Source organism: Saccharophagus degradans 2-40, from assembly GCF_000013665.1.
Lineage (GTDB): Bacteria > Pseudomonadota > Gammaproteobacteria > Pseudomonadales > Cellvibrionaceae > Saccharophagus > Saccharophagus degradans.
Genome location: NC_007912.1, coordinates 1,305,735 through 1,320,318 on the forward strand (window position 1 = coordinate 1,305,735; position 14,584 = coordinate 1,320,318).

Here is a 14,584-nt window from a genome sequence, read left to right on the forward strand (position 1 = left end):
TTTAGTGCTTGGGCGGCAGCGTAAAAACAAATCCTTCACATTTGCTCACCCAATCGGCTAAGTCATTGTCTGTGCTTATGCCTTCGGGCGCAACATATACAAACCCATTTAATGGTTTACCTGTGTAATCAAATGGCGAGGCGTACATACTGGCGAGCGACTCTTTATGTTGGTCTGGGCCAATGCGCGCAACTAAGGCGTCGTTAAGTACGCCTACGCACATGTGCCCGCCCAGCATAAAGGCCATTCCACCAAACATGCGTTTTTCTATAATATCGTCGCGACCATCAAAATGGGTGCGTAACCTATTTACTAGTGCTGTATCAAAAGCCATAACAGTTCCCTTATTAATTGGTGCTCTATTTAGCTTGCATGGTCATAAAGCGTTGTTGTTGTAAGATTGATCATTAGGCTATAGTTAATTGCATGATTAAACGCTTTCTTATTAATTTTAGCTCAAAGTTTCAGGTTGCAGCGGTTTATGCGCGTTTGGCGTAAGTTGCATCTGTTATTGAGGGTGTCTGCTTGGCTGCTTGTGCTTGCTGCAAGCGGGGTGCAAGGCAGTGCGATCCAAGAAGTCGATGTGATGCAAATTCGCTATTGGAACGGCACTGCCGCGCGCGACCCCTACGAATTGGCACTTTTGCTATTGGCTCTAGATAAAACCGCCGCCGACTACCCTCCGTTTAATATTACGCGCTTAGAGGCCGATTTAGGCTCCGATAGGGCTCGTCACGAGTTGGCGCGTGGCGAACTAATAAATATATATGCAGCGCCATATCGCGCTAGAGTGGGCGAGGTAGAAACTAAAATTGTGCAGGTGCCCATTCCTTTGCTTAAGGGGTTGCTGGGGTATCGCAACCTTGTTATTCGAGAGAAAGACCTAGCGCGGTTTGAGCAAATCTCCAATAAAGAGGAGCTTAAGCCAATATTAATTGGTCAAGGGCGCAGCTGGCCCGATGTTGCAATTTACCGTCACAACGGGCTTCAGGTGATGGATGAAGGGCTGTTTTCTAACCTGTTTGCAATGCTTTCGCTGGGGCGTTTTGACTGCTTGCCATTAGGCGTAGTGGAGGCAAAAGCCACATTGGCAGCATTTGATGGCGATAAGCTCGACTTAACTATCGCGCCGGACTTAATGCTTTACTACCCGTGGCCTGTATTGTTTCAAATAAGTGGTAAGCACTCACTGCTAGCAGAGCGCGTAACCAAGGGGCTGGCGTTGGCGGCGAAAGATGGCTCATTCGATGCGTTATTTGATCATTATTACGGCGAGCTAGTGGAGCAGTTGCGCGAACAAGAGTCGAAAATGATTGTATTGGAAAACCCCACTCTTAAAGAGCAAATGGGGCTTCAAGAGCCTCAGCTAACCGCTCTAGGCCTATAGGATTGTTTGTAAGATTCCCATGCGGCCACCGCAAGAATTAGTGCGCCGCCGCCAAGCACCTGCGGTGCAATGGTTTCTTTTAGCACAAACCAAGCAAGTAGCGCCCCAAGCACGGGCTGTAAGCAACTAATTTGCGCTACAGATTTAGCTGGTAAGCGTTTTAAGCTTAGCGCCAGCAGAGTGTGCGCCATAGAGCTACACAGCACACCTAGGGCGACAATGAGTGCCCACTTATCTAATTCTAGGCTGGCCACAGAACCAAAATCTACGAAGGGTATAAGTATTACCGCGGTGGCCACCACCTGATGAAACATTAAGGTGCCACTGGGCACATCTGGGTAGGTATATTTTTGCAGTATATTGCGAACAGAAAATATCAAAGCGCTAAAAATGCCCCATGCAGCGCCCGTTAGCGCAGCACCACCTAAGCCGGTAGAGTCATCCATAGTTAGAATAACCACACCCGTAAAAGACAATGCACCGGCTATTAGATCGGCGCGGGCGGGCAGTTTTTTCTGAAATAATGGTTCAAGCAGTACGGTGATAACCGGGTAGCTAAACAGCGACAACATACCAATAGCCACAGTTGAAACCTGCATGGCGTGAAAGTAGGTTACCCAGTGGATGGCCATAAAAATGCCCAGCCCATATATACCAGCAGCTTCTTTAAACGACTTTAAACGAAGCGATGAGCCGCGCAGCATGCAGTAAATAAATAAGGCGACTATAGCTACGGTGCTGCGAAGTTGGGTGATAGATGTGGCGTCAAGCGGAATCGATTTGGCGAATAAGCCGGTAAGGCTCATCAAAAAAATACCAAAATATAAACTCAAAAGCCCCGTTTTCTGCGGGTTCATAGTCAAATCTCTAAATACAGCCACATATGAGTGGCCATTATAGCGGCAAATCAGTGCTTAGCGCGCCCTAACAGTGACTAATTATCATAATAATTGGCGGCAATGCGCCTTTTCAAACAAATAGTCATATCGAATATTTTACACAAAGTTTGGTAAGCTAGCGCTTGTATACAAGCTAAAGGGTTTTACAGTGATAAATCAACGTCTATTTCAGCGTCAGTTTCAATGTTGTAGATTAATGGCTACTTTGGGGGTAAATGCCGCTAAGTTTGCCATGTTTGCAGCTATTTGCTTGCAGTTTAGTGTCGCCGAAGCGGCTAAAAGCCGCGATGGATATGGGCTGTGGTTAGATTACCAGCCAATTACCAATACCCGCGAACGCGAGGGCTATATAAAAGCATTAAGCCCATGGCAGGTAGAAGGCGAAGCTGCAACTGCCGATTTTATTCGGCAAGAGCTTACTGCAGCGTTGGGCGCTATGCTTGGCGTTGAGGCTGGTCCAGTGGGTGATTACACCCATAACTCCCTCGCTCACCCTGTGGCGCGGCTATTGGTTGCAACTCCAGAAGAAAGCGCTGTTATTCGCTCTTTGGCTTTAGGCGATGCTTTAACTCGAGTAGGGCAAGAGGGGTACCTTATTAAAACCACGCGTTACCGTGACAAGCCTATCACCATTGTTACCGCGAACACGCATGCAGGCCTGCTGTATGGCACATTCAAACTACTGCAGCTGCTGCAAACAGGGCAGGCCGTTTCTAATTTAGCTATTGAGTCCGCCCCAGCAACCAAACTGCGTGTGCTTAACCACTGGGATAACCTCGATCGCTATGTGGAGCGCGGCTATGCCGGTGAGTCTATTTGGAACTGGCACAAGCTGCCGCACTACAAATCGCAGCGCTACTACGATTACGCTCGCGCTAACGCGTCCATTGGTATTAACGGTGTGGTACTAAACAATGTTAACGCCGACCCCTTAATTCTTACCCCGCAGTACCTTGTAAAAGTAAAAGCACTGGCAGATATTTTTAGGCCCTACGGCATTAAAGTTTATCTTTCGGTGAAGTTTAGCTCGCCGAATCTTATTGGCGGGCTGCCAACATCCGACCCGTTAGATAAAAATGTGCAAGCTTGGTGGCAAGCGAAAGCGAATGAAATTTACTCGCTCATTCCCGACTTTGGTGGCTTTTTAGTAAAAGCGAATTCGGAAGGGCAGCCCGGCCCAGGGGACTTTGGCCGCAGCCATGCACAAGGGGCAAATATGTTGGCCGATGCACTGGCACCCCATGGCGGCAATGTAATGTGGCGCGCGTTTGTATATAACGTAGAAGCCAATGTGGAGCGATCCAAGCAGGCATACAACGAATTTAAGCCATTAGACGGTACCTTTAGGCAAAACGTATTGGTGCAAGTAAAAAATGGGCCAATTGATTTTCAGCCACGTGAACCGTTTAGCCCGCTGTTTGGTGCTATGCCCAAAACGCCGTTAATGATGGAGTTTCAAATTACTCAGGAGTACTTGGGGTTTAGTACTCACCTTGTTTACTTGGGGCCGCTGTACGAAGAAGTACTTAAGGCCGATACCTATGCGAAGGGGGCAGGGTCTACTGTTGCGAAGGTGGTCGATGGCTCGCTCTACGGGCACGGTATAACGGGTATGGCTGGGGTAGCTAATATTGGCAGCGATCGCAATTGGACCGGCCATATTTTCGGCCAAGCCAACTGGTATGTATTTGGCCAATTGGCGTGGAACCCCGAGGTAAGCACTAAGCAAATAGCCGATGATTGGATTCGCATGACACTCACCCGCGACGATAAAGCGGTAAACACCATTCGCGCAATGATGATGGCCAGCCGCGAAACGGCGGTTAACTACATGACGCCCCTGGGGCTGCATCACATTATGGGGTGGGGGCACCACTACGGCCCAGCGCCGTGGATAGGCGAGCAAAAACCCGATTGGATGCGTGAAGATTGGACATCTGTTTACTATCATAGCGCAAACGCCACAGGGCTAGGCAAAGATAGAACAGCTTCTGGCAGCAATGTCATAGCGCAATACCACGCCCCTTTACGGCAGGCCTATAGCGACCCGAAAACCACGCCCACCGAGTTGCTATTGTGGTTTCATCATTTGCCTTGGCATTATGAATTAGCGAATGGCAATAGCCTGTGGCATGAACTGGTAGCGCGTTACTATTTAGGCGCGCAGGCTGTGGCAGAAATGGCCAAAACGTGGGATGGCCTAGAAGCTAATATCCCCCCGCAGCTATTCAAACAAGTACAAATGGCGCTGGCTATTCAAACCCAAGAAGCCGCGTGGTGGCGCGATGCCTGCGTGCTGTATTTTCAAAGCTATTCTAAGCAGTCGCTACCCGAGGGCTTTGCAAAACCTAAGCACTCGCTCGAATACTATAAAGGGTTAAGCTTCCCGCATGCGCCGGGTGACGGGCGTTAAATTCATCTTTTTGCCGCTGTTGTGTAGCACCTTATTTGTTATGGGTGCTATACAACACACGGTAAGCGATTCTTCTGTAAAATAGTCTTTCCCCTGCGTTCACTTTACCTTCACTATGATGTACGCATCTGCCTTGCGCTGCGTGCGCTATATCCTTTATTAGTTTTGGGCTTGGTGATAATGTGAGCCGCAACCCAATAGCCCATTAAGGGAATGAATAGGGAATTAAGTGCTGGCAGCACAAGGCACTAAAAACTGGGGCTAACCCCTACAATAATTACAAAATAATCGAGGTTAACAATGGCTACTGCATCAATGCAAAAGCTTTCCGTTATGGAGAAATCTGGCTACGCCATGGGGGATATGGCGGCTAACTTGGTGTGGCGTGGCGCACTGGCTTATTTGGCGGTGTTCTATACCGATACCTTGGGTATTTCTGCCGCTGCTGCTGCTTTTCTTTTATTATCTGTACGTATTACCGATGGGATTACCGATATTGGTATGGGTATGATTGCCGACCGCACCAATACTAAACATGGTAAATTTCGCCCTTGGATTATTTGGTCTGCACCTGTTTTAGCTTTGTTTATGGTGTTGGCATTTACCGCCCCCGATTTTAGCCCCGCTATGAAATTGGTTTGGGCTTACTTTACTTACATAGGCTTAACCCTCGCTTACACCGTCAACAATGTGCCTTACTCTGCACTTATGGGGGTGATGACATCCAGCCATACAGAGCGCAGTGTGCTTTCTGGTTACCGGTTTGCTGGGGCATTTCTTGGCGGCATGTTGGTAATGGGCTTTACCCCAAGTTTGGTGGATTATTTTGGCAATGGTGATGAAGCTACCGGCTACCAATACACCATGTACGTGTTTGCCGTTTTATTGGTGGTGTTGTGTGGTATTACCTTTGCCACTACCAAAGAGCGTATTGTGCCGCCCCCTAGCGACTCGAGCGAAGGTGGTGCAGATACCATTAAAACTCTAATGGTATTTGTAAGTGGCTTAGTTGGTTTTGTGCTTTTTTGCGTGTATCAAAATGCGTGGAGTTTGCTAACGTTTGTTGTTACTACCGTGGCTGCCGTTATTTATTTTAAACGTTTAATTGCAAAACCTGCTGCCGAGCGCAGTGCGGCATCTAACGATTTAGTCGACCTTATATCTAACGTGCCCTGGTTGTTGGTACTGGCCCTTGGCTTCTTAACCATGATGTTTAACGGTATTAAGTATGGCGTTATTGCTTACTACTTTAAGCATTATGTGGGCAACGAAAATGCGCTTAGCCACTGGCTTGAGGCGCGTGAAATTGGTATGAGCTTAACCGGCTTTTACTTTATTTTGTTACTTGTGGTTTCTATGGTGGCGGCATTTGTTGCTGGTTATTTAACGCGCTTACTCGGTAAGAAAACGCTGTTTAATATATCGCTAATTGTCAGTGGTATTTTAACTGGTTGTATGTTCTTTTTAGAGGCAGATCAAGTTACTGCGATGTTTGTATTGGGTTGCTCTGCGGAATTCTTTGCAGCGTTTATGCCGGTGCTTGTGTTCAGTATGCTTGGTGATACTTCCGATTTCTCTGAGTGGAAAAACGGTCGTCGTGCGACGGGTTTAGCCTATTCTGCCGGTTCGTTTATCCAAAAAACAGGCGGTGGTTTTGCCGGTGCTATTGTCTTGCTAGTACTTGCCCGCTATGGCTATGTGGGTACCGATGAGAGCACAATTGCTCAGGCTACCGATGGCATGCGTCTGCTTATTAGCTGGATTCCCGCTGTGTTTTCTTTCCTTGGTGTGTTTGTACTTATTTTCTACCCTCTAAACACCGCCAAAATGGCAGAAATTGAAGCAGACCTTATTGCGCGACGCGGGTAATACGTCACTTATAGCGTATCGCTTAAATAAAAAGCCGCCGTTTAGGCGGTTTTTTTATGGCTGTTGGTTTAACCTTTCGCAGTTTGAATTGTCGCTTCAAAACGGTGAAGGAGGTGGGCGACGCAATATTCAAAAAAGTGCATTATTGTTTTCACGAATATCATCTAAGCTTTTAATATAGTGTGTTAACGAATCTTATGGTTGCCGTGTCGCCCTTTTGGCGCGTATAAGCTAGTTAAATGGACCATAGTGTATTGAGGTTTATTAGTTATGCCGTTTATTCATATTCAATCTCTGCCGGTTAGTGAATCTCATTTTTCACTTAATCGAATTTTACCGGCAGTAAGCCACGATTTTTCTACTGCGCTAGAAATGTCACAAGATTTTATTACGGTTACCTGGCAGTTTTACCCTCCCAATAGCTACTGTGTGGGGGGTAGGGTGTCTCCGTCGCAACCCAAGCACACTCACCCTGTATTAATTGAAGTATTTGCCCCCGATTTTAATTCCCCCGAAAAAATAGAAACAATGCTAACCGTGGTTGCCAATAGCGTGGCTGCGCACGCGAGTATTGATGTTAAAAATATTTTTGCATCTTTTCGGCCCGCCCGAGCAGGGCAGGTTTTTTCTAACGGCGTAGTTGAGTATTGGTAATCGCAAGTACTCGTTGTTAGAGACTAGAGACTAGAGACTAGAGACTAGAGACTAGAGACTAGAGATTGTGAACTTTAATGAAAGTCGCGCGACTTAATATCAAATTCACTTAGCATGTGCGAGTAATCAAACATTTGCCCTGCAATAATATGGGTGACGTTGTCTTTCGTTTCTAAGCGGCCTTTAACCAATAATAGCTTGGCGGTAAGTAAGGCTTGGCGGCAGCGCTCTTGGGTGCTGGTCCACACTACAATATTTATATTGCCGGTTTCGTCTTCTAGGGTTAAAAACAATGTGCCTTTGGCTGTGCCTGGGCGCTGCCTGCCGGTTACTAGCCCGGCAACTTGGGCAAAGCCACCGTTGTGTATACTTGCCAATTCGCTTTGTTTTTTACAGCGGTTAAAGGGCTGCTGGGCGCGCAGCAAAGCCATAGGGTGTAGCCGCAAAGAAAGCCCCGTGCTGTTAAAATCAGTTTGAATATTTTTTTCTATACTGGGCGCAGGAGTATTAAGTGCGTCTTCTTCTAGTTCGGCGCCGTCTAGCAGTGGGCTGTGCGGCATAAGGGCGGCAGCCTGCCAACGACTGTTGTGTCTGTTGCCGGTAAGTTTGTGCAATGCATCGGCGGATGCCAGCAGTTGTAAATCGGCGCTGCTAAGTTGTGCGCGTAGGCTTAACTCTTTTAATGTAGTAAACGGCTTATCGCCTTTAGCAAGCACAATGCGCTCTGCGGTGAGTATGCTTAAGCCCTTAATCATATGCAAACCAAGCTGAATAATATTGGGGGGCGCCGATGTATTGTGGTTGGTTAATACTACGTGGCTTTCGTAACCGCTAGCATTAACTTCTACCGGTAATACAACGACTTTATGGCGACGAGCATCTTGAATAAGTTGCGAGGCAGAGTAAAACCCCATTGGTTGGCTATTAAGTAGTGCGCAATAAAATGCCGCTGGGTGGTGGCATTTTAGCCACGATGAGGCGTAGCACAATAAAGCAAAACTGGCCGAGTGTGATTCAGGAAACCCATAACCGCCAAAGCCTTTTATTTGCTCGAATAAACGGTGAGCAAAATCAAGTGGGTAGCCGTTGTTTAGCATACCTTGAATAAATTTATCTTCGAATTTTAGTAGGCTACCATTCTTGCCCCAGCTTGCCATGGCCCGCCGCAATTGGTCTGCTTCGCCGCCGCTAAAATCTGCAGCTACCATGGCCAAGCGAATAGCTTGCTCCTGAAAAATAGGAATGCCGAGGGTGGGCTCCAATACGCTTTTTATTTTATCGTTCTGGTAGTGCACCTCTTCAATGCCGTCGCGCCGGCGTAAATAAGGGTGAACCATGTCGCCTTGAATAGGCCCTGGCCTTACAATGGCAATTTCAATAACCAAATCGTAAAAGCACTTAGGTCGTAAGCGCGGCAGCATAGACATTTGCGCGCGCGATTCCACTTGAAACACACCAATGCTATCGCCTTTACTTAGCATGGCGTAAGTGGCTGGATCTTCACGTGGAATAGTGGCGAGGGAGTAAACTGCTGCGTCGTACTGGCTAACGGTTTCTAATGATTTACGCAAAGCGGTAAGCATACCCAACGCTAACACATCCACTTTTAGTAAGCCCATGGCTTCTATGTCGTATTTATCCCACTGAATAATAGTGCGGTCGGGCATGCTGGCATTTTCTAGCGGCACAAGATCGCTGACCTTATCCTGCGTAATAATAAAACCACCCACGTGCTGCGATAAGTGGCGAGGAAAGCCAAGTATCTGTTGCACTAAGGCAAAAAAATGCTGCATGGTTTTTTGTGTTTCTGGGTTAAGGCCAAAAGACTCCATGCGTTTAATTAAATCGCCAGTTCTATCCCACCAAGCTAGCGATTTTGCTAATTGCCCCACAAGGCCTGCCTCTAGGCCCATAGCTTTACCTACATCGCGAATGGCGCTGCGGCTGCGGTAGGTTATAACTGTTGCGGCTAAAGCTGCGCGCTCACGACCATATTTTTGATAAATATACTGAATTACTTCTTCGCGGCGCTGGTGTTCAAAGTCTACATCAATATCTGGCGGTTCATTGCGCTCTTTAGAGATAAACCGCTCAAATAAAACGTTAATTTGCCCGGGGGCAATCTCGGTAATAAACAAGCAGTAGCACACCACCGAATTGGCGGCCGAGCCTCGCCCTTGGCATAAAATATTTTTACTGCGAGCAAAGTGCACTATGTCGTGTACGGTTAAAAAATAATATTCGTATTGCATCTCCTCAATTAAGCCTAGCTCCATAGCAATAATTTTTTGCGCGTGTTCGGGGGTGCCTTGTGGCCAGCGCTTGGCTTCCCCTTCTTTAACCAGTTTTTTTAAGTGGGCTATTGGCGTTGTATTGCTGGGCACAAGTTCTTTTGGGTATTGGTAACGCAACTCATCTAAAGAGAAATTACAAAGTTGTGCAATAACCTGCGTTTGCTGGATTAACGCTTCGGGGTAAAGTTGATTAAGTTCATGCAGCGGTTTTAAGTTCACTTCTGCATTGCTGTGTAAGCGTGTTCCCAATTGTTGGATAGGTGTGTTCTCTCTAATGGCGGTTAATATATCTAGCAAGGGTTTACAATTTTTATTGTGCATATAGGTAAGCCCGCTTGCCACTAGGGGCACATGTAGTGCGTTCGCTAATTTATTTAAGTGGCTGAATAATCGTTGTTCTGCGGCGATAAGTGTATGGCTAACGCCTATCCACAGCCGTTGCTTAAATGCGGTTGCGAGGGTGGTTACATCTACATCGCTAATATGGTTGTTAAAATACGGCAGCCAAATAATTAAACACTGTTGTAAACGAAACCGTAAATCGGATAAATGCGCCTCATACTCGCCTTTACTTGCACGTCGTCGCGCTAAAGAAATAAAACCCGATAATTCTGCGTAGGCTTGTCGGTTGGGGGCGATGGCGATTATTTTAAAGCCGTTGGTTAATTCAAAATAACTACCTACTAGTAGCTTTAGGTTGAGTTCTTTTGCTGCGACATGCGCTTTTACAATACCCGCCAGCGAGCACTCGTCGGTAATGGCGAGGGCGTGGTAGCCGAGTATTTTGGCTTCTTCTACAAGTTCCTGCGGGTGTGATGCGCTTTTTAGGAAGCTGTAGTTGGTTAGGGTTTGTAGTTGGGTGTATTGCATTTTCGTTTTTTCGGTTAGTGGTTATTGGTTTTCTTTTTTAGGTTGGGGTTTCGCCTGCTGGCGAGTTACTTTTCTTTGGGTGGCCAAAGAAAAGTAACCAAAAGAAAGGCCACCCCTAACTCGGGTTTTGCTGCGCAAAATTCCCTCCCTCCAGCGCCATTTTTAGGGTCGGGCAAACGGGGCGTCCTTGCCCCGTCAGCCCTTAAGCGCACATACCCCTAAAAATAGCGCTTTCACTCGGCCCTCAGAAGGGGGAAGAGGGCTGGTCTTCGTAGTTGGTCAAATTTGTGTTTTTAAATGCACGTTTTGTGTTTTTCTTGTCAGTTCTATTTTTTAATTCTCTTTTCTGCAATTTCTTTCTACGGAGGGTATTCCCCTTCACCTTGCTGAGTGGAGGTGCGCAGTTCGGGGTTAAACGCACAGGACGTGCGTTTAAGGGCTGACGGGGCAAGGACGCCCCGTTTGCCCGACCCCGAAATGCGTGCCGGAGCGAGGGGAGCCGCAGGCCAAGGTGTTGGGGTGCACTTTCTTTTGGTTACTTTTCTTTGTGCACGCAAAGAAAAGTGACTCGCCAACAGGCGAAACCCCAACCTAAAAAAGAAAACCCCACCCCTCCAAAAAGCAAATCAAAACACCCCCTGCACAAACCACTCCTTCAAAAACAAATCATAAAAAACCCAAAGCCTCACAAAATCCTCCCTCTGCGCCACAAAATAATCCCGCGCTGTTGGGGTATCCCACCAGTGCCCCTCAATGCGTTCTGGCCCCTGTAATAACTGCAATTGCCCATACCAATACAGCGTATTTTTATGCATGCGAATAGCAATAGGCTCGTGTAATAGCCAGCTTGGCCGCCATGCATTGTGTTGGGCGGGGGTAAGTTGGGTGTTGGCGTTGGCTGTTGCGGGAATTTTTACGTTTGTGTGTTCTGGTATATGGCTATCGTGGGCGCTTACTTTGTAAATAGCGTGTTCGCCTAAACGCGATTGCAGGCGTGCGAGGGTGAGTTCGAATGCGTTGCTGCCTTGGTTGTTGTGCTTGCCGTCAAAGGCGAGTGCTTGGCTTGTGTGTTGTGCTTGCTGTAGGTGTTGGCACTCTAGTTCTAGTATGTCTACCTCAAAGGCTAGGCTTTTGTTTTCTAATTGAATAATGGAAAGCTCTAACAATTGTTGCCAAGTGTGGTGTTGGCCGCTTAACCCGTTGCCGTTTACTACAAGGGTATCTTTGTTTTGATAAATATCGAATAGATGCCAATACAAGCGTTGTATTTGTTGTTGGCGGTTGCGCAAAAAGTCGTCCAGTTGCTGTAGCAGTGTTTGCATAGGTTGGCGTAGTTGTTCGCTGTTGGCTATGGGGTAGTCGAATTGAATATGCTGGCAAAAGATCTCTTGCGGTTGATAAGTGCGAGCAGGCGGTTTAAAGAGGCTGGTTTGTTTTGTGCCTTGGTCTATGTCGTAAAGCTCGGCTAGGTATTCGGTAAAGTCGGTACCTAGGCGTTTGCTTAAGCTTGCTAAGCCGTTTGTTTCTATATGGTTATAAATATCTTTTAAGGTTTGAAAGCCTGTTTTATCTAAGCTTTCAATTGCTTTGGGGTGGTCGTGTAATAAATGTATAGCGTTTCTATTTAATTGTTCAATGAAAAATGCGCGGCAGCGCTCTGCGGTGTTTACTGTGCTGTGCTTGCTGTTGTATAGCGTGTTTAGGGTATCTAATATTTTTTGCGAATAATCCGCTTGTTGCGATTGAGCAAAGGTTTGTAACCAAGCGGCGTGTTTGGTATGCCCAAAGGCAAGTTTATATTCAAAGGGCGTGCGGTTAAGCGCTTGAGTGAGCTGGTTGTATAAACTGTCTACGCCATCGAATAACAATAAGCAGCGGGATATTTCTAATAACAAACCGGTATGGCCGTTGCTGTGTTGTGTTTCTATGTAAGGTGTAAAGCGATAGCAGATATCCTGCAATATATTAATGGCTTGCTGCTGTTTTTGCGGTGTGCTTTCGAGTTGGGTGATATTGCCTAAAGCTTGCGCTGTGGCTATGGGCATGTTGGTTGTAATGCCTAGCTTTGCTGCGCCTTGTGTTAGGTGTGTAACGCGAAACTTCTCCACTACCACAATGGCTTGGTTGCAGTGGCTATGTATTGGCTGCTCGTTTTGCCTGCAACAATTTAAAGGCAATTGATGAAGTTGTAGTGCTAGCCATAGTTGTGGTTTTTTTCGCGGCTTATTGTATTTTGTTGTATTACTACTCATACCTTAGCGCCTTTTTTTAGTGGTGAAGTTAGCGAGAGGCACTAGGTTGTTGGGTGCTAGCGGTGCACCAGAAAGCACGCCGAAATAATAGTTGGCGGCGGTTTTAAAATTAGCGTTTTGATGTTGCTGTGATTGCGAGCTGGGTAATAAATACTTATAAGGTGCAAGGCTTTGCCAGTCTGCCGGTAGGGCAAGCTCTGCGGTGGCTTGTTTAAAATCGCCACGCTGTTTAATAACCTGCACATTTAAGGTGTGTTGTTGCAGGTTTAGCGCCAGCCTAAGTGGCGCAGGGCTACTTTGCAGTAGATTAGTTCTAAATAAAATATTGAGTGCTTGGCCGTTATCGCAGGCTAATTGGCATTTGCGTAACTCGGTATAGCTTAAGGCCTGTTTGGGTTGCCAGGCGATTACGGCATGGCAGTAAGTTGCTTGGCTAAGCTCGGTAAACGCGGCGACGAAATCCTGTTTATTTTCGGTGTTTACAATTAACAGGCGGTTTAGTGGTATGCCCTGTTGTATTAGCCCTTGGGCAAAAGGTATAGCCGGTGGATTAAGCAGCAGCACGTAGCCATCGCTTTTAGTAAGTTGTGCTCGCAGACTGGGGCCAAGTAAAAACCAGCATGCAGCGGGCACTAGGCTGCTGTTTGGGGCTTTTTTACCCAGTGGAAGTGCAGCTTCTATAAGGCTTTTAAGTGGCCAGCCATTGCCTAGTAGCAGCGGGTCTAGTGCGCTGTGCCCCGTGGCGAGCGTGCTTTTGTGATTAAACGCAGCCGAATGCCCGCGCCATACATCGCCGCGCCGCAGTAGCTGGTCTAGCACTGCGTTATTGCGGGGGGAGGGTGCTGTTTCGTTAGGCAAGGGGGCACAGTTCCCGCCAAGGTCAGAAGGCGAGGTATATTTTGGCATGAGTATAGGTATGTAGGTTGCTGTATGTCTATACAGTATATTTTAGGGTGGGTAATTGTCAATTACTAATCGAGAAGTGTGTTGAAAGGCTGTATGGGACGAAGTATAAGAGCGCGCTCAAGTGCATGAGCGCTAATAGGTATGTACGGTTGTGCCACTAGTGTGTTTAGGGGAGGTGTGTATTGAATGGTAAAAATGATGCTATTTAATAAATGTTGCCTCTAGCTCCTCTAACGATTTACCTTTTGTTTCTGGCAAGTAGCGAGCAACTAAAATACAGCCCAGTAGTGCGAAGGCGCCGTAGATAAAAAATGTAAGTGCGGCGCCCAGCTGACTTAGCTCCCACGGGAATACAAGCTGTACGCTAAAGCTTACTGCGCTATTGACTAAGCCGGTAAGTGCCATGCCTACACCGCGCAGGTGGTTGGGGAATATTTCTGGAAGTAATACCCACATTACTGGGCCAAGGGATACGGCAAACGATGCTACAAATAATAAAATACCAAACAAAAATAATTTGGCATTAAACTGAATCGCATTGCTAATAAGTTTTGCTTCGTAATCTTTTGCTGCTAGGTCTCCTAGCTCTATGCGGAGCGCTTGTTTAAATTCGGTATCGCTGTTAAATGTTACGCCAACTAAGTTCATTGGGGCTGGTATGTTGAGCTCTTCAAAAATGGCGGCGTTTTCTATTTTATAGTGAGCTTGTTTAAATTCCCATGCGCATAAGCTCATACTTATGGCTACACCAGTAAGGCCTATTAATAGCAATGGCTTGCGGCCAACTTTATCAATTAAACCCATGGCTACAATGGTAAATAATACGTTTATTAAGCCAATGAGTGCCGCTTGGGCAAAGGCGGCGTTGGTGCCTACACCGCTTTGTTCGAATATTGTGGGTGCATAAAAATAAATGGCGTTAATGCCGGTAATTTGTTGTGCGCAGGCAAGTAGCAAACCAAGTAGTAGTGCAAAGCGTACTCGTTTGCTTAGTAGTAAACCTATGCGCTTGCTAAGTGGCGGTAGGTCGTGGGTCTGTT

At 46.8% G+C, this 14,584-nt stretch carries 10 protein-coding genes; 4 read left to right on the plus strand and 6 right to left on the minus strand.

The features are described from left to right. Nucleotide 1 precedes the first annotated feature (1 nt). Nucleotides 2-334, minus strand: coding sequence for a TfoX/Sxy family protein (locus SDE_RS05375; RefSeq protein WP_011467504.1), 333 nt, complete (start codon nucleotides 332-334; stop codon nucleotides 2-4). Between the two features lie 147 nt (nucleotides 335-481). On the opposite strand from SDE_RS05375, the gene SDE_RS05380 reads away from it, so the two are divergent. Beyond that, nucleotides 482-1,387, plus strand: coding sequence for a hypothetical protein (locus SDE_RS05380; protein ID WP_011467505.1), 906 nt, complete (start codon nucleotides 482-484; stop codon nucleotides 1,385-1,387). Here SDE_RS05380 and SDE_RS05385 read toward each other — a convergent pair. Next, the gene (locus SDE_RS05385) at nucleotides 1,363-2,244 is read right to left on the minus strand and encodes a DMT family transporter (RefSeq protein ID WP_011467506.1); all 882 of its coding nucleotides are present in this window, start codon (nucleotides 2,242-2,244) and stop codon (nucleotides 1,363-1,365) included. The two genes, SDE_RS05380 and SDE_RS05385, sit on opposite strands and share 25 nt — an antisense overlap. Nucleotides 2,245-2,434: 190 nt before the next feature. On the opposite strand from SDE_RS05385, the gene SDE_RS05390 reads away from it, so the two are divergent. The 3 genes from SDE_RS05390 (at nucleotide 2,435) to SDE_RS05400 (ending at nucleotide 7,222) form a co-directional block, all read left to right on the plus strand. Continuing rightward, complete coding sequence (locus SDE_RS05390; protein WP_011467507.1) at nucleotides 2,435-4,699, plus strand: alpha-glucuronidase family glycosyl hydrolase; 2,265 nt, start codon at nucleotides 2,435-2,437, stop codon at nucleotides 4,697-4,699. Between the two features lie 300 nt (nucleotides 4,700-4,999). Beyond that, nucleotides 5,000-6,568 carry an MFS transporter gene (locus SDE_RS05395; protein WP_011467508.1) on the plus strand — a complete coding sequence of 523 codons (1,569 nt, stop codon included), beginning with the start codon at nucleotides 5,000-5,002 and terminating at the stop codon, nucleotides 6,566-6,568. A 270-nt stretch (nucleotides 6,569-6,838) separates the two neighbouring features. Then, nucleotides 6,839-7,222 carry a hypothetical protein gene (locus tag SDE_RS05400; protein ID WP_011467509.1) on the plus strand — a complete coding sequence of 128 codons (384 nt, stop codon included), beginning with the start codon at nucleotides 6,839-6,841 and terminating at the stop codon, nucleotides 7,220-7,222. A gap of 74 nt (nucleotides 7,223-7,296) precedes the next feature. Here the strand turns inward: SDE_RS05400 and SDE_RS05405 are convergent, their stop codons facing one another. The 4 genes from SDE_RS05405 to SDE_RS23165 all read right to left on the minus strand — a co-directional run bounded on the left by SDE_RS05405 (nucleotide 7,297) and on the right by SDE_RS23165 (nucleotide 14,549). Continuing rightward, the gene (locus SDE_RS05405) at nucleotides 7,297-10,386 is read right to left on the minus strand and encodes an error-prone DNA polymerase (protein ID WP_011467510.1); all 3,090 of its coding nucleotides are present in this window, start codon (nucleotides 10,384-10,386) and stop codon (nucleotides 7,297-7,299) included. Between the two features lie 626 nt (nucleotides 10,387-11,012). Continuing rightward, a complete protein-coding gene (locus SDE_RS05410; protein ID WP_011467511.1) occupies nucleotides 11,013-12,638 on the minus strand; it encodes a Y-family DNA polymerase in 1,626 nt (541 codons plus the stop codon). Nucleotides 12,639-12,641: 3 nt separating this feature from the next. Beyond that, nucleotides 12,642-13,496, minus strand: coding sequence for a diguanylate cyclase (locus SDE_RS05415; protein ID WP_143710848.1), 855 nt, complete (start codon nucleotides 13,494-13,496; stop codon nucleotides 12,642-12,644). 249 nt (nucleotides 13,497-13,745) lie between these two features. After that, a complete protein-coding gene (locus SDE_RS23165; RefSeq protein WP_338056764.1) occupies nucleotides 13,746-14,549 on the minus strand; it encodes an MFS transporter in 804 nt (267 codons plus the stop codon). Nucleotides 14,550-14,584 lie beyond the last annotated feature (35 nt).